The following is a 21,149-nucleotide window of genomic DNA, read 5'->3' on the forward strand; positions in this document are numbered from 1 at the left end:
TTAGATCAGGTTCAGAATACGCTTTGCGAGTTTTTCGGCGGTGGCCAAGGAGTCGATATTGGTGAAGTTGAGCAGCAGCGCCGGAGCGCCGTCGCGATCCGGCGTCCAGTTGGTCAGGGCTTCGGCATAAAGGCCCTCGACCCGCATTCTTGCGGCAAGCTGTCGATCCGATCGGCCGTCGAGCAGCCGCAGGATCAGATGCATGCCGCCCGGTTGGGCGTCGATGCGCAGATGATCGCCCAGCACGCTTTCCAGGCCGGCCGCCGTCGCCTCGCGGCGCTCGGCATAGAGCTTGCGCATCCGCTGGATATGGCGCGCGAAATGGCCTTCCTTGATGAACGCGGTGACGATGGTCTGCGTCAGCTCCGGGCTTCCCCCGGCAAAAGCCAGGGCGATCTGCTCGAACCGGTCGATCTGCGCCTCCGGTACGACGAGATAGGCGAGCCTCAGACTGGGGAAGAGCACCTTGCTGAACGTGCCCGCATACAGCACGCGTCCGTCGCGATCGAGGCTCTTCAGCGCCGGCAAGGGGCGGCTGACATAGCGGTACTCGCCGTCATAATCATCCTCGATGATCCAGGCGTGGTTGCTTGCGGCCCAGTCCAGCAGCGCCAGCCGCCGGGGCAGGGACAGCGACACGCAGAGCGGGCTTTGATGCGCCGGGGTGACCACCGCGGCGCGTGCCCCCGGTGCGCGCTCGATCGCCTCTGAAACGACCATGCCCTCGCGATCGACCGGTACGGCTATTGCGGCGATATCCATATGGCCCAGCAGTTCGCGCGTCGGCGGAAAGCCCGGCGTCTCGACCCAGACGCCGTCGCCCGCCTGCAGCAGGGCATGACAGATCAGGTGCAGGGTGTGACGATAGCCCGATGTCACGAAGATCTGCGACGGAGAGCAGTCGATCCCGCGCGAGACCTGGAGATAGGCGGCGATCTCGGCGCGCAAGGCCGGCATGCCGAAAACGGCCGGATGCGCCATGCCCGATGGTTGCAGCGCACGGATGCTGCGCGCGCCCAGCCGTGCCCAGATCTTGCGTGGAAAGGCATCAAGGGCCGGCAGACCCATCTGAAACGGCAGGACTGAATCCGCGCGGAAACTGTCCGTTGGTGTGCGGCTGTCGCGCCGGGGTTCCGCAACCGGCGATCGCAGGTCGAGGCCTGGCGCCACGACGGTCCCGGCCTGGCCGCGGGCCTGGATATATCCTTCCGCGGACAAGAGCGAATAGGCCGTCTCGACGGTGCCTCTTGCCAGTCCCAATTCGGTGGCCAGGCCACGTGCCGAGGGAATCCGGTCACCGGGCCTGAGCACGCCGCTGGCGATCGCACCGCGAACCCGCTCGTAGATCTGCCGATAATAGGGCTCAGCCGAAGCTGGATCCAGGGGCGAGATACTGGCGGATCTGACGATGGACATGGACTAGCCGATTCTGGCCATGGTTGAAAAAGCGGTTGCGCCACTCTGCTCCGGACTGCCAGCGCATGGCAAATCAGAACGACGATAATCAGGCGCCCCATCCAGGCCGGATGCGGCGACTGCGAATCAGGTCAGGCGCGGATCAGACCGGGCGGGGATCAATTCAGGGCAGCAACAGGCTGGCATCGCCATAGCTGTAGAAGCGGTAACCGGTCCCGATCGCATGCGCATAGGCGGCCTGCATCCGTTCCCGCCCCATCAGCGCCGAGACCAGCATGAACAAGGTCGAGCGCGGCAGGTGGAAGTTGGTCATCAGGCCGTCCACGCCGCGAAAGCGATAGCCGGGCGTGATGAAGATCGCGGTGTCGCCTTCGAACGGGCGGATCACCCCGTCTTCTCCGCTCGCGCTTTCGATCAGGCGCAGGCTGGTGGTGCCGACCGCGATCACGCGGCCGCCGGCGGCGCGCACGGCATTGAGGCGGTCCGCGGTGGCGGCGTCGATGCGGCCCCATTCGGCGTGCATCCTATGCTCCGCCGTGTCGTCCACCTTGACCGGCAGGAAGGTGCCCGCGCCGACATGCAGCGTCAGCGTCGCCTGGCCGATGCCGGCCTCGGTCAGCGCGGCGATCAGCGCGGGGGTGAAATGCAGCGCGGCGGTCGGGGCGGCGACGGCGCCTTTTTCGGCGGCGAACATGGTCTGATAATCGTCGGCATCGCGCGCATCGGCCTGGCGTCGGGCGGCGATATAGGGCGGCAGCGGCATGCGCCCGGCGCGCTCCAGCAGCAGCTCGACCGGCTCGTCACCAGCAAAGGTCAGCGCGAAGCTGCCATCCTCGGCACGGTCGGATGCGGTCGCCGCGACACCATTGCCGAAATCGATCGCGTCGCCATCGTGCAGCCGCTTGGCATTGCGCACGAACGCTCGCCAGCGCCTCGGCCCCTCGCGCTTGTGCAGCGTCGCACCGATCTTCGCGGCGCCGCGCGTGCCTTCGAGCTGGGCGGGAATGACCCGGGTGTCGTTGAACACCAGCAGGTCGCCGCGGCGCAACAGTGCCGGCAGATCGCCGACCTGCAGGTCGCGCGTCGCCGCGCCATCGAGCAGCAGCAGGCGTGCGGCGTCGCGCGGTTCCGCCGGCCGCAGCGCGATGCGCTCCGGCGGCAATTCGAAATCGAACAGATCGACTTTCATGCCGTTCCCGTCAGCCATGCCGCCCAAAGGCCGCGGGGCGAAGGTTACTTCTTCGTTGCGGCCGGTTTTTTGGCGGCCGGCTTTTTCGTCGCGGGCGTTACCGCTGCCGGTGGTGTGGGCTTGGGAGCAATCGTTCCGATCCCCGCGCCGATCCCGGCTCCGGTTCCGGGCAGCGCCACGGGTGGGCCCAGTGCCGCCGGGGCCTCAACCGGTGCGGCCACATAGGCCGGAGGATTGTCGGCCGCGATATAGGCGTGGAGAATGCGCGAAGGGTTTGCCGGCGGCTCGCCACGTTCGATCGCGTCGACATATTGCATGCCCTCGAGCACCCGGCCGAACACGGTGTATTTCTTGTCGAGCGACAGGCGCGGCTGGAAGACGATGAAGAACTGGCTGTTGGCGCTGTCCTCGGCCTTTTTCTTGGCGGCGGCATCGGCGCCTTCGGGCGCGCCTTCGCGTGCCGCGGCGACCGCGCCGCGCACATGCGGCAGGTAATTGAACTCGGCGGGTAGGTCGGGCAGCGGCGATCCGCCGGTACCGTCGCCCTTGGGGTCACCGGTCTGCGCCATGAAGCCGTCAATCACGCGGTGGAACAGCAGCCCGTCATAGAAATGCTGACGCGACAGGGTCTTGATCCGCTCGACCGTCTTGGGCGCAACGTCAGGACGCAGCCAGATGGCCACGCGACCGCCGGTCGACAGGTCGAGATAAAGGATATTCTCCTTGTCGGTTGCCGACGCGACGGGCGCGCGCTGCATCAGCTTGTCAAGGGCGTCTTGCGCCGCGACCGGGCCAGAGATCAGGACCGTCAAACACGCAAACAGGCTGGCAATGAAACGCATCTTGGTCTCGCAACTATCGAGGGAATGGCTCGCGTCTAAAGCAAATCCGGGGCCGCGCCAATCCGAACCTTGAGCCCGAATCCTGAGCAGCTTCCCGTGGTATCACGAACCCTTGCGGCCGACCTTCTCGACCCGTGCAACGACGTCGTCACGGACGCGGGCGGGGACGAACTTGTGGATGTCGCCGCCGAACAGGGCGATTTCCTTGACCAGGCGGCTGGCGATCGGTTGCAGCGAGACATCGGCCATCAGGAACACGGTCTCGACGCGCGGATTGATCTGCTGGTTCATACCAGCCATCTGATACTCATATTCGAAATCGGCCACCGCGCGCAGGCCGCGCACGATGACCTTGGCGCCCTCGCGCTCGGCAAAATCCATCAGCAGCGAATCGAACGCGACGACATGGATCTCGCCGCCGACTTCGGCGACCTCGCGCTTGACCATCGCCATGCGCTCTTCGAGGCTGAACATCGGCGATTTGGACGGATTGGTGGTGACGCCGATGACCAGCCGGTCGACCAGCTTCGCGCCGCGCCGGATGATGTCCATATGCCCCAGGGTAACGGGGTCGAAAGTGCCGGGATAGACGCCGGTGCGGATGGTCATGCTGTTGCCCCTCGAATTCAGCGGTCGCGATCCATCACGAACCGCGCAATGTCCCTGAGCAGGTCGGCCTCGGGGCCGAAACCCTGCAGATGCTCGACCGCCTGATCGACCAGCATGCGCGCCTGGCCGCGCGCGCGGTCAAGGCCGAGCAGCGACAGGAATGTCTCCTTGCCTGCCGCCGCGTCCTTGCCGAGTTTCTTGCCCGCCACCGCCTCGTCACCTTCGACGTCGAGAATGTCGTCGGCAATCTGGAACGCGAGGCCAAGATCACGGGCATAGCCGCGCAGCGGCGTGCGCTGTTCGGGCGGAACCTTGCCGAGGATCGCCCCCGCCTCGACCGCACAGGCGATCAGCGCGCCGGTCTTCATTGCCTGCAGCCGGGTGACGGTGGGCAGATCGAAGCTCGCTTTCTCCGCTTCAAGATCCATCATCTGCCCGCCGGCCATGCCGCTCGGGCCCGACGCGCGCGAGAGATCGAGGATCAGCTCGACCCGGACATGCGGGTCGGCGTGAGTCGCGGTGTCGGCAAGGATCTCGAACGCCAGTGCATGGAGGCAATCGCCGGCAAGGATCGCGGTCGCTTCACTGAACAATTTATGCGCGGTGGGTTTGCCGCGGCGCATATCGTCGTCGTCCATCGCGGGCAGATCGTCATGGATCAGCGAATAGACATGAATACATTCAATCGCGAGGCCGGCGCGCCCGGCACAATCGCGGTCGACACCGAACAATTGCGCGGTCGCCATGGTCAGCAACGGGCGCAATCGCTTGCCGCCGCCGATCGCGGCATGCCGCATCGCGCGGTACAGATCGGCGCGGGGATCGTCGGGAATGGACAGCAGCGCATCGAAACGCTGGTCGATATCGGTGGCGACCTCACCCAGCGCAGCCTGCAGCGTCAGGGATGCGGCGTTCACGCGCTCAGCCGGCGGCAAAGGGGACGGTGCCCGTTGGCCGGCCTTCACCGTCGAGCCGGATTGCCTCGATCCGCGCTTGCGCCGCGTCGAGCCGTTCCTTGCACCGCAGCCGCAGCTGGTCGCCGCGTTCGTACAGACGGATCGCCTCGTCGAGCGGCGCATCGCCGCTTTCGAGCCGCGAGACGATCGTCTCCAACTCCCGGAGCGCGGCCTCGAACGACAATTCTTCGATCGGATTATCCATGGCGCCGCTATGCGGCAGGCGGGCGAGGGGGGTCAAGGACGGCGGCTGTGCAAAGCGCGGCTTTTCTCCGGGCCAGGCGCTTTAACTGGGCGAGGCGCTTTAACTGGGCCAGCCCCTTTAACTGGGCCAGCCCCTTTAACTGGGCCAGCCCCTTTAACTGGGAAAGCAACGTCACCAGCTTCGTTGTGACGATAGATCACAGGAGCGCGCCCATGTTCACCAGCATCAACCCCGCTACCGGCGACGCCGGCGACTCCTTTGCCGAGCTGACCGCCGACGAGATCGAGGCCAAGGTCCAGCGTGCGCATGACGCGTTCCGGTCATGGCGCACGACCGATTATGCGACGCGGACCGCCTTGCTCTCGGCGATCGCCGATCAGTTCGACGCGAACCGCCAGCGCCTGGCCGAGATCGCGGTGCGGGAAATGGGCAAGACGCTGAAATCCGCCCTCGCCGAAGTGGAGAAATGCGCGATCGGGTTCCGCCACTATGCGCAGGAGGGGCCGACCATGCTTGCCTCGCGCGAGATCGCCACCGCGACCGGTAAAGCCACCGCGCGCTGGCTGCCGATGGGGCCGGTGCTCGCGGTGATGCCGTGGAATTTCCCGTATTGGCAGGTGGTACGCTTCCTCGCGCCGACGATCATGGCGGGCAATGTCGGCCTGTTGAAGCATGCGTCGAGCGTGCAGGGCGTTGCGGCGGCGATCGAGGAAATGGTGATTGCGGCCGGCGCGCCGGTGGGTGTGTTCCAGAATCTCGCGATCAAGTCGAACAAGGTCGATGCGCTGATCGCCGATGACCGCATCGTCGCGGTGACGCTGACCGGCAGCGAGGGCGCGGGGATGAAGGTCGCCGAAGCTGCCGGCCGCGCGTTGAAGAAGGTCGTGCTTGAACTGGGCGGATCGGACCCGTTCATCGTCATGCCCTCGGCCGATCTCGACAAGGCAGTGAAGACCGCAGTGACTGCGCGTATCCAGAATACCGGCCAGTCCTGCATCTGCGCCAAGCGCATGATCGTCCATGCCGAGATCTATGATGAGTTCCTGGAGAAGTTCACCGCCGGTATGGCGGCAGTCAGGGCCGGCGATCCGATGTCGCCCGATACCGATATGGGCCCGCTCTCCAGCGAGGAACAGCGCCAGACCGTGCTCGACCAGATCGCGATGATCGAGAAGGAGGGCGGGAAGCTGATCCTGGGCGGGGAAAAATTACCGGGGAAGGGCGCCTATATGTCGGCAGGCATCCTGGTCGACGTGCCGGTCGATCATGCCGTTGCGCAGGAGGAGCTGTTCGGCCCGGTGGCAATGGTGTTCAAGGCAGCGGATATCGACGCAGCGATCGCGCTGGCCAATGATGTACCGTTCGGCCTGGGATCCTCGGTATGGACCAGCGACCCGGCCGAACGCGAACAGTTCGAGCGTTATATCGAAGCGGGTATGACCGCCGTGAACCAGATGCTGGCGAGCAACCCCGAAGCTCCGTTCGGCGGGATCAAGCGATCGGGGCATGGGCGCGAACTCGGGCCCTATGGTCTGCACGAATTCATGAACCTGAAGACGGTAGTCGGTTAGAAAGGCGCGCGGGCCGTCAGCGCGCGCCATCGGAACCGCTCCGCCTCGGCCACAAATGTCGCTACGCCCGGTGTGGAGGGCCCTTGCCGCCATCCCGGGGCGTCGGCGAACACCGCGCCATGTTCGGGGTTGGCATAGATCACCACCACCCGCCCGGTCAGCCGGCACAGCGCGCCCTCCAGCCGATTCCTGACCATGCTCATGACCGTCGCGTCGAACGGATTGTAGAAATAGGCCACGATATCGCAGCCATCGGGCATGAACGCCGCCGCATCGGCGGCGATCATCCGGACAGGCGGCATGTCGGGACGTCGGGTGGCGAAGTGCGCGATATTGGCATTGGCGATATCGCACAGGCGTGTCGACAGCTCGATGCCGGAAACCCGTGCGAAACCCATCTCGATCGCCAGCATCATCGCTCGCCCCTTGCCGGCGCCATAATCGATGAAATGATGGATTGCCGGGTCGATGCCCAGCGCCGCGATCGGATCGCGCAGCATCGCCGCACTGCTCGGGTCGTAGCGATTGCATTGTTCGATCCGCGATCGGTCGATGTCCAGGTCATGGACGCTCACGCCGCGACTGGTCTCTGTACCCCAGCGCCGGTCGAACGCCCGATCGGCGGCGCGGCGACGGCGTTGTTCGACCGAGAGGGCGGCGATACCGTGCCGAATATTCTTCAGAATCAGTGCGGCGATTTCGCCTTCTTGGCGATTGCGCAGCCGGGACAGGATTGCTTGCATCTCATGATGTTTCCCTCGGTCCCTGACAAAGGAGGTACAGCATCGGGCATCAGAGATATGCTTAAAACAACACTAATGCAGATGGTTAACAATAGCCGTACGAGACTGGGACAGAAGCCCCCGCCGTTAAGGCGGTGTCAAGCGGTGGTTTTTTCCTCGGCCAGAACCTCGTGGATCAGGTCCTTGCGGCTGAGCTTGCCGATCATCGTCTTGGGCATGTTCAGCCGGACGACTACTTCATCCACCCGCTCGTGACGCCCGAGTTGCGGATTGAGCCAGTCGCGCAATTCCTCGCCCGTGGCGGCGCTCCCGTCGACCAGCGTCACATAGGCGCGCGGCTGCTCGCCGCGATACGCGTCGGGCATGCCGATCACCAACGCCTCTTTCACTGCCGGGTTGCGGTAGAGGATATTCTCGATCTGGCTCGGAAAGACCTTGAAGCCGCTGACCGCGATCATGTCCTTCAGCCGGTCGACGATGCGGATAAAACCATCCGGGTCGATCGTCCCGACATCGCCGGTGCGCAGCCAGCGCGTGCCCGCCGCATCGGTCACGAAAACTTCGGCATCGGCATCGGGCTTGCCCCAATAGCCCTTCATGATCTGCGGCCCCGACGCGACCAGCTCACCCGGCTCGCCCTCGGGGGCGGGCGATGAAGGATCACCCTTGTCGACCAGTCTTACATTGGTGCTGGGCAGCGGCTGACCGATCGTCCCCGGCTTGCCTTCATTCTCATACGGATTGGCCGATACCACGCCGGAGCTTTCCGACAGGCCATAACCCTCGACCACGGTCGCGCCGGTAACGCTCTCGAACTTCGCCTTCAGCTCGGACGAAAGCGGCGCGCCGCCGGAGATGCAGATCCGCAGCGAGGAGAAATCGGTCTGGCCGATCTTCGGGTGATCGAGCAGTGCCTGGTACATGGTCGGGACGCCGGGCAGGGCAGTCGCCTTGGTGCGGTGGATCGCGGCGAGCACCTGTCCTGAATCGAAGCGCGGCAGCATCACGATACAGCCGCCATTGAGCACTGTGCGATTGAGCACGCAGGTATTGGCAAAGACATGGAACAGCGGCAGCACGCCGAGAATGCGATCGACCGCGCCGGGGTGCGGATCGAGCCCCATTACCTGCCGCGCATTGGCCGACAGATTCTCATGCGTCAGCATCGCGCCCTTGGGCGTGCCCGTGGTGCCGCCGGTATATTGGATCAGCGCGACATGCGTCGCCGGATCGATCTGCGCCGGCACATGCTGGCCGTCATTGTCGATCAGCTTGGAGAAAGCGATGATCCGGGGATCGTCGGGCCGTTTGGTCGTCTCCTTGCCCTTAAACAGGCGGTAAAGCAGCGACTTGGCCGGTGGCAGCACGCCGGCGACCGATCCGACCACCAGCCGCTCAAGGCCACTTTGCTCGAGCACTTTCAAGGCGGTCGGCAACACCGCGCTGGCCGAGACGGTGAACAGCATGCGCGTGCCCGAATCCGCGACCTGATGCGCCAGTTCGTCAACCGTGTAGAGCGGCGAGAAATTGACCACCGTCGCGCCGATCTTGAGGATGCCGTAATAGGCAGCGAGATAATGCGGCACATTGGGGAGGAAGAGCCCGATCCGGTCGCCCGGGCCATAACCCAGCGCGGTCAGCCCGGCAGCGACACGGTTCGCACCGTCCAGCGTCTCGGCATAGCTGTAGTGCCGGCCGAGAAAATCGACCAGCGGCGCTTCTCCGGCAAGGGCGGCTGAACGATCGAACAGCTCCACCATCGAGAGTGGCGGGAACACCGTGTCCCAGCGTGTGGGATGGCGATAGGCGTTGGTCCAGGCGGCGATCGGGTCTGACATTGACATTGGTGTAAGCAACGGTTTCCCCCCACGCAAGCGCGAGAATGTGCTGCCGCCCGGGCGGCAACATTAAAACACAGTCAGCCTGCGAAGCGCTTGGTCCAGGTGATCAGTACCGACACGCCGAACAGGCCGACATCGATCGCAGCCTGCACGCGGCGCGGCGATCGGTCGGCCTGGTCATGGGTGATGATACGAATATCGGCGGACGGATGCCGCACGGCGATTGCGAAGAGCAATGCCACGACAACGGCCACGGCTATTCGACGATCGCGCATCGGCGCGTCCTTCTCGTTAAATGGCCCCTGTCGTCGTTCTGCGTAACGATTCGGCGGCTTTACGGCAAGCGCAACTAGGCTGCCGCCGCTCGTTCACGCTGTGGCGCGTGGGCCGCACGCACCCGGTCGCGGCCGGCTTCCTTGGCATCGAACAGGGCGCGGTCGGCGGCGCGATACAAGGCTTTCCAGTCGGTTTCGCGCGCGAGCGGGCCATCGCACACGCCGATGCTGGCGGTGACGGCGAGATCGAACGGCATCCGGCCGCTACGGAATCCGGCCAGGATCGCTTCGGCTTCGATCGGACGATCGCACGACGTGACCACCGCGAACTCCTCACCGCCGATCCGGGCGACCAGCGCGTCGGGCGTGGCCGCGGCGCGCAGGATACGGGCGACCACGCGCAATACTTCATCGCCGCCGTCATGGCCGATCGTGTCATTGACTCGCTTGAAATTGTCGATGTCGATCAGCAGCAGCGACTGATTGCCGGCACGGCCGATCGCGCGGTGCAAAAAGGCCCGCCGATTGAGCAGGCCGGTGAGCGGATCGGTGTCGGCCAGCAATCGCGCGGCAATCTCCTGTTCGCGCGCTTCATCGCGCTCGCGGCTGATCATCAGGATGCGATAGGCGATCGCCATCGACGACAGCACGGCCTCGACCGCCATCGAAATGACGGTCGAATTGTCGAGCCAGAAATTATAGGGCAGCAGGTTGAAGCTGTACGCGGTGCGCGCTGTCGCGAGACCGATCGGCACCGACCAGGCGATCAGGAACAGCCACAGATAGGGACTGCGGTGCCGCCAGGCGCTGTACAGGATCGGGATGATCGACAGGATCAGCAGCCCGAAGCCGACCGAGAGGGCGGTGTCGAATGCACCCATCCCCCAAGGCGCGAACAATGCGATGCCCAGTGCGGGCAATGCCACGGCCGCCGACGCGATCCGGGTCAATGCGCGCAGCCGCCGGGTCATCACGCCATGTTCGAAGAAATGGCCGAGAAACGCGACCGCCGTCACCCCGACCATCGCCAGGGTCAGATAGTTGATGCGCAGCCGCGTCCGATTGTCGATGTCCGTCAGCAGCCAGGCGAGCGTGCCGGATGACGAAAAGGCGTAGAGCATCAAGGCAAGGAGCATCAGGCAATAGAGCGGCAGATAGTCCTGGCGCAGCGCCCGGGCCAGGCCGAGATTGTAGAGCAGCAACGCGAGGCACAGGCCGCCAAATCCGGCATAGATTGCCGCCAGGATGATGTTGGACATCGCGGTTTCGGTGCCGGTCGCGATCGTCGCGCCGAGCACGATCCCGCGCAGGTTCATGCTGTCCTCGACATACCAGAGCAGCCGCACCACCGGCACATCGCGCCGCGGGAGCCAGCGATGGACGATCGCGCCGAGTTGCAGATTGCGCGTCGCGGCATGGGCATCGGTCCTGATCGTCGCGACCTTGCCATCGGCATAGAGCGCGTACAGCGTCATGCTTTTCTGCCATTGGCTGAGGACGCGCACGCCAATGCGCTGGCGCAGATCCACGACCGACAAGGGCTGGCTGATCGCCCAGAAATTGCCCGCGCCGAACTTCTGCTGGGGGGTCGTGCAGTCGAAGCCTGACGATGGTGCGCGCAAAAGCTGTGCCGCGGTGATGCCGGGCGCAGCGCGCTGGATACACAGGGTAATCGGTTTGCCGACCGTCCCGGCCTGGGCTCGCGCGGGTGCCGGCATGGCGATCATCATCGCCAGGCAAGCGCAGACCAGCGCCAACAGATTGAAAAACCACGGCCGAAGCATCGGCACCGTGTAGACCGAATATGCCAAACAGAAGGTAAAGAGCGCCTTGGCGACCACCGACTGTATCGATCCGGGGCGGCACGCCGGCACCGGGCTATGAAAATTCGATCGGGTCGCTATCCATTACGCCACCGATATGACTATCGTTCCGGCTGCCGCTTTGCATCGAGGTCAGTAACACGGATGACCCCTGTCGATCCTCGTATGCTCGAAATCTTCCGGGCCATTGCCGAGACCGGATCGGCGACGCGCGCCGCGAACCGGCTCAACATCACTCAGCCAAGCGTGACGCGATCGATCGGCACGTTCGAGAAATCCTGCGGTTTCCGGCTGTTCGATCGCGGCCGGAACGGCATGACCCTGACGCCGGAGGGTGAGGTGCTGCTCGCATCGGTCGAACGCAGCTTTGCCGGCCTGCGCGCCGTCCAGCGCACGATCGGCGAGATCAGAGGCGGCCTGCACGGCACATTATGGGCGACGGCGATTCCGGTCGTTGCCGAAGGCGTGCTTGGGGCGCTGCTCGGCCGTTTCGCGCGCGAAAACCCGCAGGTCAGCGTCAACCAGCATGTTGCGCCGCCCGAACTGGTGCTCAACAGGATCCTCGCGGGCGAAGTCGATATGGGCGCGATCATCGGCCCGGTCCCGATCGGCATGAAGCTGGCGACGGTCCCGATCGGGGAGCGCATCATGACGCTGGTCGTGGCGCCGAATCACCGTCTTGCCGATCGCGACCTGGTCCGGTTCAGCGAGCTCGACGGCGAAATATTCGTGATGATGCCGCGAGCGCATAATATCCGCAGCACGGTCGATGCCATGCTGGAAGAATTCGGCGTCCGTCCGGGCATGATCCATGAGATGGGCAGCCAGCGCTCAGTTGCGGAAGTGGTCAGGAATTGCGCCGGCATCGGCTTTGTCGATACCGAGATCGTCGACTCGATGCGTCCCGGTTCGCTGGTCGCGGTTCCGCTGGATCCGCCGGCATCCTGGACGATCAACCTGATTCATCGCCGCGACGACCGGTCGAAAGTGCTGACGGCGTTTCTCGACTGGCTCGCCGGCCAGGCCGACCAGCCGGCGGCTAACCCTGGGTCGGTTGACCCCTGACCCAGCCGATCGCCGGATCGTTCATGTCGATGGCCTCACCCAATTCCCAGACTTGCTTGTAGCCATAGCCGACCAGATTGACGAAGGTCTGGATATTGAGCGCCAATGGCCGCGACTTGGTGACCACCGGTGCGATGTTGTTGCGGAAATTATTGTTGCAATAGATGTAGATCGGCCGGTTCGTGTCGGATCCGATCACCCGCGCCAGGCTTTCGGCAGTGAAATCGGGCAGCGGCAGATTGACCGCGCCGGCAATATGCCCCTGGCGGAATGCCTCGGCGGATCGCGCATCGAGCAACAGCGCGTTCGGCGCCACGCTTTCGCGTTTGAAGTCAGCCACATTCAGCAACCGTTTTGCGCGATAGGGGCCGACATCCTGAGTCAGCGCGACAAAGCCGTCATAGTCGATCAACGGATTGGCGGGCGGCGGCGCTTCCTTTGCCGACAAAGGCATTGCGACGCTCAATCCGGCCAGCACCGTCAACAAGATCAATGCTTTACGCATGCCATCCACTCCCGCCATTGAACCGAATGCGATGCTGCGCCTTGCCAGCTTGATCTGCGCTGAACGATTATGGTTGCGGCTTTCCCCGCGCTATGGCCGTCCGGATGGAGCGGCAGGCTCCTTATGGGCCCTCGCCATTGCCCAGCCGGTCGTCTCACCGCCGATAAGAATGAACAGCGCGAGCGCGAGCCATTCCCACCGGTAAAAATAGAATGCCTCGCGATGTCCGCCCAGCGCGACCATGGTAAGGCCGACAATGATCATCAGAACGACAATGCTCCGCAGCACCAGGCGGTGAAGGCGGAGGAAAAGCGTCATAGCCCGACTCATGAATTGCTGTACTGCGTTTCGAGCCATTGTCCGTTGAGCAGGATGAGATAAAAATTGGGGCTTTCCTGGCGGTCCAGGAGCACGCAGCCGGTTCGCGGTAGGCCCTTTTCCGCGAAATACATGTGCTCCGACCGACCCGGGAGGCATTTGCGGGCCAGACGCTTGGCCTGATCGGGCGGCAAATAATAAAGCCAGGTCGCCTGAGGGTCCTGAACGCCGCTGATCTCATAACGTCGCAGCATCCAGAATCGTCCCGGGGCTTCGCCGAGCAGTTCATGTTGTAGCTCGATCCCGTCGACCGTCATCTCATAGGCCTTGCCGACCGCCCACAGGGTTCCGACCGTCGCGGCGAGATAGGTGAAGGGAAGGAGGACGCCCAGCCGCAGCGAAAGCAGGAACTCGGCAATGGCCGCAACGACGCCGCGCAGCACGGATGCGGGCACCGCCTCGCTCATATCCCGGTGGAATGTTGCAAGGGAAAGCCGCCAAGGTGTATCCGCCGATACTATCATTTGCCGGGCCGGCTGCAACCGGCGGGGATGATGACTTGCCAATTGGAAGAACAGTGGTGAAAGCATGTCGCGCGACCCTGTCCGAATACGAGACAGGCGCTGACCATCGCTTGTGTTTCACTGTCATCTGGCGCCTATTGTTAACCATCATACCGTGGGAGTCGGACATGGTGCGGAAATTGCTGGCTGGAGTCGCACTGGCGACGATCTCAAGTGCCGCCCAGGCGGACTGGGACGATCGTTACGACATGCAGCAGGTGGTGGTGGCCGCCGCCGATCTCGATCTGTCGACCAGCGCGGGGATCGCCGAACTCTATCGCCGGGTCGATCGCGCGGTGAACCGGATTTGCGGCAGCGACCGGGACTGCCGCGCGGAGGCCTGGGAAAGCACTGAGGACCAGGCCTCGGCCGCGATCAGCCATGACAAATGGATGCGGCGCCTGGCGCTGGAGCGCGCGGCGCAATTGCGCGCCTGCGGCTGGGGCGGGTGCGCGCCGCAACCCGCTCAGGCATGGTCCCCGCCGGCCCCGCCGCCCATGACCTATTCAGTGGCGCCCGGCACCCGCGTTACGGTCGTGATCCGCACCTCGCCGGGGCCGGTCTATTACCGCCGATAGCAAAAGGGCCGGACTTTCGCCCGGCCCTTCACTGTAGGTGACGTAACGCCTTATTTCGCTTCGACGCTTTCCGCCTTACCCTTTTTCTTGGGCTTTTTCGGCGCCGCGGCGGTGATTTCGAAGACCAGCGCACCGTCCTTCATCTTCACCGTCACTTCGCCGCCATGGACCAGCTTGCCGAACAGCAATTCCTCGGCGAGCGGCTGCTTGATCTTTTCCTGGATCAGGCGGGCCATCGGGCGCGCGCCGTAGAGCTTGTCATAGCCCTTGGTGGTGAGCCACGCCTTGGACTCGTCGTCGAGCGTGATGTGCACATTGCGATCGGCGAGCTGCAGTTCGAGCTGGAGGATGAACTTCTCCACCACCCGCGCGACCACGTCGGTCGGCAGATAGCTGAACGGCACGATCGCATCGAGCCGGTTGCGGAATTCCGGCGTGAACATCTTCTGCACCGCCTGCTCGTCCTCGCCCTCGCGCGTCAGCTGGCCGAAGCCCAGCGTCTCGCGCGCCATGTCGGACGCGCCGGCATTGGTCGTCATGATCAGGATGACGTTCCTGAAATCGACGGTCTTGCCGTGGTGGTCGGTCAGCTTGCCGTTGTCCATCACCTGCAACAGGATGTTGAACAGGTCGGGATGCGCCTTCTCGATCTCGTCGAGCAGCAGCACCGAATGCGGCTGCTGATCGACGGCATCGGTCAGCAACCCGCCCTGGTCATAGCCGACATAGCCGGGAGGCGCGCCGATCAGCCGGCTGACCGAGTGACGCTCCATATATTCCGACATGTCGAAACGCTGCAGCGGGATGCCCATGATGCTGGCCAGCTGCTTGGCGACTTCGGTCTTGCCGACGCCGGTCGGGCCGGTGAACAGGTAATTGCCGATCGGCTTGTCGGGATCGCGCAGGCCGGCGCGGCTGAGCTTGATTGCGGACGCAAGCTTCTCGATCGCGGCATTCTGACCGAACACGACGCGCTTGAGATCGGTTTCCAGACTTTCCAGCGCCTTGGTGTCGTCGGTCGAGACCGATTTCGGCGGGATGCGCGCCATCGTCGCGATCACGGCCTCGATCTCGCGCGTGGTGATGGTCTTCTTGCGCTTGTTCGGCGCCACCAGCATCTGCATCGCGCCCACTTCGTCGATCACGTCGATCGCCTTGTCGGGCAGCTTGCGGTCATTGATGTAGCGCGCCGACAGCTCGACCGCCGACTTGATCGCGTCGGGGGTGTACTTGACCGAGTGATGAGTCTCGAACGCGGTGCGCAAGCCGGTCAGGATCTTGATCGTGTCCTCGATCGTCGGCTCGTTGACGTCGATCTTCTGGAAGCGCCGCAGCAGCGCGCGGTCCTTCTCGAAGTGATTGCGGAATTCCTTGTAGGTGGTCGAGCCGATGCAGCGGATCGTGCCGCCCGACAGCGCCGGCTTGAGCAGGTTCGACGCGTCCATCGCGCCGCCGCTGGTCGCGCCGGCACCGATCACGGTGTGGATTTCGTCGATGAACAGGATCGCGTCGGGCAGCTTTTCAAGCTCGTTGACGACCGCTTTCAGCCGCTCCTCGAAATCGCCGCGATAGCGCGTGCCGGCAAGCAATGCGCCCATGTCGAGCGAGTAGATCACCGCCGGCAGCAGCACTTCAGGCACATCGCCCTCGACGATCTTGCGCGCCAGCCCTTCGGCGATCGCGGTCTTGCCGACGCCGGGATCGCCGACATAGAGCGGGTTGTTCTTCGACCGGCGGCACAGAATCTGCACGGTGCGATCGACCTCGGGCCCGCGCCCGATCAGCGGATCGACCTTGCCGTTCTTCGCCTTTTCGTTGAGATCGACGGTGAACTGCTTGAGCGCGCTTTCGCCCTTTTTCTCGCCGGGTTTCTGCGTCTTCTCTTCCTCGGCGCCCTTCACTTCGCGCGCTTCGGGAACGGTGCCGCCCTTGCCGACGCCATGCGAGATGAAGCTGACGGCATCGAGGCGGCTCATGTCCTGCTGCTGGAGGAAATAGACGGCATAGCTTTCGCGCTCGCTGAACAGGGCGACGAGCACATTGGCGCCGGTCACTTCGTCGCGGCCCGAGGACTGGACGTGGAGGATCGCGCGCTGCACGACGCGCTGGAAGCCACTGGTCGGCGAGGGGTCGGTGGCGGCATCGACCTTCAGCGCCTCGAGCTCGGTGTCGAGATAATGCGCGACGGTCGCTTTCAGCTCGCCGAGATCGACGCCGCATGACGACATCACGTTCGAGGCGTGCTCGTCATCGACCAGCGCCAGCAGGAGGTGTTCCAGCGTCGCATATTCGTGGCGGCGCGACGACGCGGCTTCGAGCGCCTTGTGCAGCGTGGTCTCGAGCGCGGAAGCGAAACTAGGCATTCAGGTTACTCCATGCGGGCCGTCGGAATGCGGACGGCCCTTTCCACTAATGTTGGAAGGCAGGTCGCCTGCATCAAGCACTTGAAAAACGCTCCGGCCCTTCCAGCCTGCCGGAGCCTCGATGCTCATCGCTTGAATAGCTCGTCAGCGCTTGCGCGGTGGTTAACGGCCTTGGTCAAGCGTGCACGTGTGCGGACGATTTCGCCCTCCAGCGCGGCGATCCGCGCTTCGCATTCCTCGACCGACAAGGGGTCGAGGTCCTGCCGGGTCAGCGCTATCAGCGCGTCGCCCGGTTTTCCTGCAGGGATCTCATCCAAATCCATGACATGAAAGTTGACCGGGCGTATCGCGATGTCAATAAGACCCGCCGGATATCCGGCGAAAAGGGGCGGCGGATCGATGATCAACATTCCGAAACTGATGCGGGCGATCGATCCCGAGGCGCCCGGGGGTCCCGACGTGCTGCGCATCGTCGAGCGTCCCGTGCCGGCGCCCGGCCCCGAAGAGGTGCTGATCCGAGTCGCCGCCGCCGGCGTCAACCGGCCCGAAGTGATGCAGCGCAAGGGCCTGTACCCGCCGCCGCCGGGCGCGCCCTCGATTCTCGGCATGGAGATATCCGGCACGATCGTCGCGGTCGGCGACGACGTGATGAAGGAGATTATCGGCCAGCCGGTCTGCGCGCTGATCAGCGGCGGCGCCTATGCCGACTATGCCGTGGCCCCCTGGGGCCAGTGCCTGCCGGTGCCCGAGGCGCTGTCGATGATCGAAGCAGCGGCGATGCCCGAGACATTGTTCACCGTGTGGACCAATTTGTTCGAGCGCGGCTATGCCTCGGAAGGCGACACGGTGCTGGTCCATGGCGGGACCAGCGGGATCGGCACCATGGCGATCGCGCTCGCCAATCTGTTCGGCCTGACGATCATCGTCACTGCCGGCTCGGACGAAAAATGCGCCGCGGCCAGGGCGCTCGGGGCGGATCATGCGATCAACTACAAGTCGCAGGATTTCGTCGCCGAGGTGAAGGCGATCACCGGTGGAAAGGGCTGTGCGGTGGTGCTCGACATGGTCGGCGGCGATTATCTGCCGCGCAACATGCAGTGCCTTGCCGATGACGGACGTCATGTCTCGATCGCCGTGCAGGGCGGGCTGACCGCGACGATCCCGATCTTCGAGATCATGCGTCGCCGCCTGACCCTGACCGGATCGACGCTGCGACCGCGCGACACCGCGTTCAAGACGCTGGTCGCCGACGAACTGGCGCGCACCGTCTGGCCGCATGTCGCGGCGGGGCGGCTGAAACCGGTGATCGACCGCACCTTCCCGCTCGCCGAAGCGCCCGCCGCGCATGAGCGGATGGAGGCGGGCGACCATGTCGGCAAGATCGTGCTGGTGATCGAAGAATAATGTACGAGGCCATGGCTTCGGAGGTCCTGTGGCAATCCTGTTTCGACATTGAACGCGTGCCGGCCCCAGTCCGGCCAGGGACGCCATGCCCGGTTCCCCGTGAAGCTTGAATCGCTGCCCGGGACAGGTCTGCGGGGATGGGCAATGGGAGATATGGGACACCGAATGTCGCATGTCCCGGGGCCGCCGCTTCGCCGACAGATTTGAGATATGGGACACCGGAAGTCGCATATCTCAGGCCACCGTACCGGCCGGGATGTTTGTATAATATTATTATATATCAACTAGTTAAATCAATATCGACGGCCTGCGTCCGCATCCCGCGATCAACGCGGCCGCGCGATCCCGGAATGTGTCGGCGCGTTGAACGTCGGTTCGCCAGGACGGTCCTTCACAAAGCGTTTCGCCGGTCCGCCGTTGAGGCTCGGATCGACCCAGGTAAAAGCGCGGCAGCGCCGTCAGGCATCTCAATCGCCGCACCCGTTTCGATTTCGGTAGCGTGGCCCGTACAGGGCATTACAATCGCCGCCATGGGCAGGGTGGCATGTTAGCGTTTCTCGGGGCGCCGGAAAATTTCGTCTTCGTTTCGGCCATTGTACTGATGCTGTTGATCGGCGTCGTGCAGCTGGTCGGGCTTGGCCATGACGCGCATCTCCATGGCGATTTCGAGTCGCACCCCGATCTGCTGAGCTGGCTCGGGGTCGGCCGCCTGCCAATGCTCATGCTGCTGGTCGTTTTCCTGGCGACCTTCGGCGTGATCGGGCTGATCGGCCAGCAGGCGATCCATGATTCGACCGGTGCGTTGCTGGATCCCTGGTTCGCCATTCCGGCGGCGCTTGCCGCCGCGCTTCCCGTCACCGGTCTTGCCGCGCGTGGCCTGGCGCGCATCCTGCCGCGCGACCACACCACCGCCATCCTGCTCGACGATCTGGTCGGTGAGACCGGCAGTATCGTTACTGGCCGCGCCGCGTACGGATCGCCTGCCCGCGCGCGCGTCGAGGACGAGCATGGCCAAGCGCATTACGTCATGGTCGAGCCCAATACCCCCGATCAGGTCTTTGAGGAGGGCGAGCGCATCCTGCTCGTGCGCCGCGAGGAGCAGATCTTTCGTGCCATTTCCCGCGGCGACCATCGTCTGCCGCATATCGGAGTCTGACCGCAATGAACGACGTCGTGACCCAGTCGGGATCGATCATACCCTATCTGATCTATTCGGGCGTCGGCCTGGCCGCATTGCTGATCCTCGGCATGATCCTCGCCAAGCTGTACAAGCGCGCCTCGAAGGAAATCGGCTTCGTGCGCACCGGCTTCGGCGGTGAAAAGGTCGTGATCAACGGCGGCGCGCTGGTGTTGCCGGTGTTCCATGAAACCATGCCGGTCAACATGAACACGGTGCGCCTCGCGGTCGAGCGCAAGAATACCGACGCGCTGATCACGCTCGATCGGCTGCGCATCGACGTGAAGGCGGAATTCTATGTCCGCGTTCGCCCCGATGCGCAGTCGATCGCAACCGCCGCGCAGACGCTCGGCATGCGTACCATGCATCCCGACGCGTTGAAGGAACTGGTCGAGGGCAAGTTCGTCGACGCGCTGCGCTCGGTCGCAGCGGGCATGACGATGAACCAGCTGCACGAGCAGCGCGCCGATTTCGTGCAAAAGGTGCAGCAGGTGTCGTCCGCCGATCTGGCGATGAACGGCCTGGAGCTCGAATCCGTCTCGCTGACCGGGCTCGACCAGACGTCGATCGAGCATTTCAACGCCAATAACGCGTTCGACGCCGAAGGTCTGACCAAGCTGACCGAGCAGATCGAGCTGCGCAAGAAGGCGCGCAACGACATCGAACAGGACACGCGGATTCAGATCGAGACCAAGAATCTCGAGGCCGAGCGCCAGTCCTTCCTGATCGGCCGCGATACTGAATTCGCCCGGCTGGAGCAGGAGCGCGAGATCGAATTGAAGCGCGCCGGCCAGGCATCCGAAGTGGCGCGCGAACAGGCACTGCGCACGCGTGAAGCCGATCAGGCGAAGATCGAGGCCAAGCAGAAGGTCGACAGCTCGCAGATCGAGGCCGACCGCGCGGTCAAGGAAGCGCAGATCGCGCAGGAACAGGCACTCGCGCTCGCCCGTCAGGAGCAGCAGATCGCGGTGCAGAACAAGAGCCGCGAGGAAAGCCAGGCCCGTGCGGAGGCCGACAAGGCCCGTGCCGGCGCCGTCGCGGCCGAGGAACAGGTCGGCACCGCGCGCGAGACCGAGATTGCCGAGCGCCAGAAGCGCATCGAGCTGATCGACGCATCGCGCGAAGCCGAACGTGCCGCGATCGGCATCAAGGTGCAGGCCGAGGCCGAAAAACACGCCGCTGCCAATCGCGGCGAAGCGGTGCGGCTGACCGCCGAAAGCGAAGCCGAAGCCGCCAAGCTCAAGGCGGAAGGCGACCGGGTTCGCTTCGAAGTCGAAGCGGCGGGCCAGCGGGCGGTCAACGAGGCGGCGAACCTGCTCTCGTCCGACCAGGTGTCGATGGCGACCAAGCTCGCCCTGCTCAAGGTCCTGCCCGACCTGATCCGCGAAGCGGCACGGCCGATGGAAGCGATCGACAGCATCAAGATCGTCCAGGTCGAAGGGCTGCAGGGACAAGGCGGCGCGGGGATCGCGATCGACGGCGATGGCGGGAACGGCAATCTCGCCAATTCGGCGGTAACGGCGGCGCTGCGCTACCGCGCTCAGGCACCGTTGATTGACGGGCTGATGAAGGAACTCGGCATCGACGGCTCATCGCTTGAGGCGATGACGCGGTCGGTGGCCGCAACGCCGGCTCCGCCGATCATCGCATCGGTCATCGCGCCGGGCGTCGCGGCGTCCGGGGAGGAATGACGGCGCCTTCCGTCC

21 protein-coding genes are annotated in these 21,149 nt (G+C 64.3%); 6 read left to right on the forward strand and 15 right to left on the reverse strand.

What is annotated here, in order from left to right:
* From ACRECS_RS08605 to ACRECS_RS08630, 6 genes are all read right to left on the reverse strand, one after another.
* On the reverse strand, positions 1-1,416 hold the full coding sequence (locus ACRECS_RS08605) for a PLP-dependent aminotransferase family protein (RefSeq protein ID WP_431582546.1): 1,416 nt from the start codon (positions 1,414-1,416) through the stop codon (positions 1-3).
* Between the two features lie 163 nt (positions 1,417-1,579).
* Positions 1,580-2,605, reverse strand: coding sequence for a tRNA preQ1(34) S-adenosylmethionine ribosyltransferase-isomerase QueA (gene queA / locus ACRECS_RS08610; protein WP_431582547.1), 1,026 nt, complete (start codon positions 2,603-2,605; stop codon positions 1,580-1,582).
* A gap of 44 nt (positions 2,606-2,649) precedes the next feature.
* Entirely contained in the window at positions 2,650-3,447 is a 798-nt protein-coding gene (locus tag ACRECS_RS08615; RefSeq protein ID WP_431582548.1) for a peptidylprolyl isomerase, read from the reverse strand.
* A gap of 102 nt (positions 3,448-3,549) precedes the next feature.
* Complete coding sequence (gene coaD, locus ACRECS_RS08620) at positions 3,550-4,050, reverse strand: pantetheine-phosphate adenylyltransferase (RefSeq protein WP_431582627.1); 501 nt, start codon at positions 4,048-4,050, stop codon at positions 3,550-3,552.
* Positions 4,051-4,073: 23 nt separating this feature from the next.
* The gene (locus tag ACRECS_RS08625) at positions 4,074-4,973 is read right to left on the reverse strand and encodes a polyprenyl synthetase family protein (RefSeq protein WP_431582549.1); all 900 of its coding nucleotides are present in this window, start codon (positions 4,971-4,973) and stop codon (positions 4,074-4,076) included.
* Between the two features lie 4 nt (positions 4,974-4,977).
* Entirely contained in the window at positions 4,978-5,217 is a 240-nt protein-coding gene (locus ACRECS_RS08630) for an exodeoxyribonuclease VII small subunit (RefSeq protein ID WP_431582550.1), read from the reverse strand.
* Between the two features lie 212 nt (positions 5,218-5,429).
* Here ACRECS_RS08630 and ACRECS_RS08635 point away from each other — a divergent pair, with 212 nt between their 5' ends.
* Positions 5,430-6,788, forward strand: a complete 1,359-nt coding sequence (locus ACRECS_RS08635) for an NAD-dependent succinate-semialdehyde dehydrogenase (RefSeq protein WP_431582551.1) — start codon at positions 5,430-5,432, stop codon at positions 6,786-6,788.
* On the opposite strand, the gene ACRECS_RS08640 is transcribed toward ACRECS_RS08635, so the two are convergent.
* From ACRECS_RS08640 to ACRECS_RS08655, 4 genes are all read right to left on the reverse strand, one after another.
* Positions 6,785-7,531, reverse strand: a complete 747-nt coding sequence (locus tag ACRECS_RS08640; protein WP_431582552.1) for a hypothetical protein — start codon at positions 7,529-7,531, stop codon at positions 6,785-6,787. The two genes, ACRECS_RS08635 and ACRECS_RS08640, sit on opposite strands and share 4 nt — an antisense overlap.
* 137 nt (positions 7,532-7,668) lie before the next feature.
* The gene (locus tag ACRECS_RS08645; protein WP_431582628.1) at positions 7,669-9,369 is read right to left on the reverse strand and encodes an AMP-binding protein; all 1,701 of its coding nucleotides are present in this window, start codon (positions 9,367-9,369) and stop codon (positions 7,669-7,671) included.
* 80 nt (positions 9,370-9,449) lie between these two features.
* On the reverse strand, positions 9,450-9,647 hold the full coding sequence (locus ACRECS_RS08650; RefSeq protein ID WP_431582553.1) for a hypothetical protein: 198 nt from the start codon (positions 9,645-9,647) through the stop codon (positions 9,450-9,452).
* 74 nt (positions 9,648-9,721) lie between these two features.
* Positions 9,722-11,365 carry a diguanylate cyclase domain-containing protein gene (locus ACRECS_RS08655; RefSeq protein WP_431582554.1) on the reverse strand — a complete coding sequence of 548 codons (1,644 nt, stop codon included), beginning with the start codon at positions 11,363-11,365 and terminating at the stop codon, positions 9,722-9,724.
* A gap of 270 nt (positions 11,366-11,635) precedes the next feature.
* Here ACRECS_RS08655 and ACRECS_RS08660 point away from each other — a divergent pair, with 270 nt between their 5' ends.
* A complete protein-coding gene (locus ACRECS_RS08660) occupies positions 11,636-12,535 on the forward strand; it encodes a LysR family transcriptional regulator (RefSeq protein ID WP_431582555.1) in 900 nt (299 codons plus the stop codon).
* Here ACRECS_RS08660 and ACRECS_RS08665 read toward each other — a convergent pair.
* The 3 genes from ACRECS_RS08665 to ACRECS_RS08675 all read right to left on the reverse strand — a co-directional run bounded on the left by ACRECS_RS08665 (position 12,510) and on the right by ACRECS_RS08675 (position 13,948).
* On the reverse strand, positions 12,510-13,040 hold the full coding sequence (locus ACRECS_RS08665) for a rhodanese-like domain-containing protein (protein WP_431582556.1): 531 nt from the start codon (positions 13,038-13,040) through the stop codon (positions 12,510-12,512). The genes ACRECS_RS08660 and ACRECS_RS08665 overlap by 26 nt on opposite strands.
* 90 nt (positions 13,041-13,130) lie before the next feature.
* The gene (locus tag ACRECS_RS08670) at positions 13,131-13,358 is read right to left on the reverse strand and encodes a hypothetical protein (RefSeq protein WP_431582557.1); all 228 of its coding nucleotides are present in this window, start codon (positions 13,356-13,358) and stop codon (positions 13,131-13,133) included.
* An 8-nt stretch (positions 13,359-13,366) separates the two neighbouring features.
* Positions 13,367-13,948 (reverse strand): hypothetical protein, encoded by a 582-nt coding sequence (locus ACRECS_RS08675; protein ID WP_431582558.1) that lies wholly within the window; start codon positions 13,946-13,948, stop codon positions 13,367-13,369.
* Positions 13,949-14,049: 101 nt separating this feature from the next.
* On the opposite strand from ACRECS_RS08675, the gene ACRECS_RS08680 reads away from it, so the two are divergent.
* The gene (locus ACRECS_RS08680) at positions 14,050-14,499 is read left to right on the forward strand and encodes a UrcA family protein (RefSeq protein ID WP_431582559.1); all 450 of its coding nucleotides are present in this window, start codon (positions 14,050-14,052) and stop codon (positions 14,497-14,499) included.
* A gap of 50 nt (positions 14,500-14,549) precedes the next feature.
* On the opposite strand, the gene clpA is transcribed toward ACRECS_RS08680, so the two are convergent.
* Together clpA and ACRECS_RS08690 are read right to left on the reverse strand one after the other, a co-directional pair.
* Positions 14,550-16,862 carry an ATP-dependent Clp protease ATP-binding subunit ClpA gene (gene clpA / locus ACRECS_RS08685; RefSeq protein WP_431582560.1) on the reverse strand — a complete coding sequence of 771 codons (2,313 nt, stop codon included), beginning with the start codon at positions 16,860-16,862 and terminating at the stop codon, positions 14,550-14,552.
* A 125-nt stretch (positions 16,863-16,987) separates the two neighbouring features.
* Positions 16,988-17,185, reverse strand: coding sequence for a DUF1192 domain-containing protein (locus ACRECS_RS08690; protein ID WP_431582629.1), 198 nt, complete (start codon positions 17,183-17,185; stop codon positions 16,988-16,990).
* A gap of 76 nt (positions 17,186-17,261) precedes the next feature.
* On the opposite strand from ACRECS_RS08690, the gene ACRECS_RS08695 reads away from it, so the two are divergent.
* The 3 genes from ACRECS_RS08695 (at position 17,262) to ACRECS_RS08705 (ending at position 21,134) form a co-directional block, all read left to right on the forward strand.
* The gene (locus ACRECS_RS08695; RefSeq protein WP_431582561.1) at positions 17,262-18,266 is read left to right on the forward strand and encodes an NAD(P)H-quinone oxidoreductase; all 1,005 of its coding nucleotides are present in this window, start codon (positions 17,262-17,264) and stop codon (positions 18,264-18,266) included.
* A gap of 544 nt (positions 18,267-18,810) precedes the next feature.
* The gene (locus ACRECS_RS08700) at positions 18,811-19,422 is read left to right on the forward strand and encodes a YqiJ family protein (protein WP_431582562.1); all 612 of its coding nucleotides are present in this window, start codon (positions 18,811-18,813) and stop codon (positions 19,420-19,422) included.
* A gap of 5 nt (positions 19,423-19,427) precedes the next feature.
* Entirely contained in the window at positions 19,428-21,134 is a 1,707-nt protein-coding gene (locus ACRECS_RS08705; protein ID WP_431582563.1) for a flotillin family protein, read from the forward strand.
* The last annotated feature ends 15 nt before the right edge of the window (positions 21,135-21,149 follow it).

It is taken from the genome of Sphingomonas sp. (genome assembly GCF_050725575.1).
In the GTDB taxonomy this organism is placed as follows: Bacteria; Pseudomonadota; Alphaproteobacteria; order Sphingomonadales; family Sphingomonadaceae; genus Sphingomonas.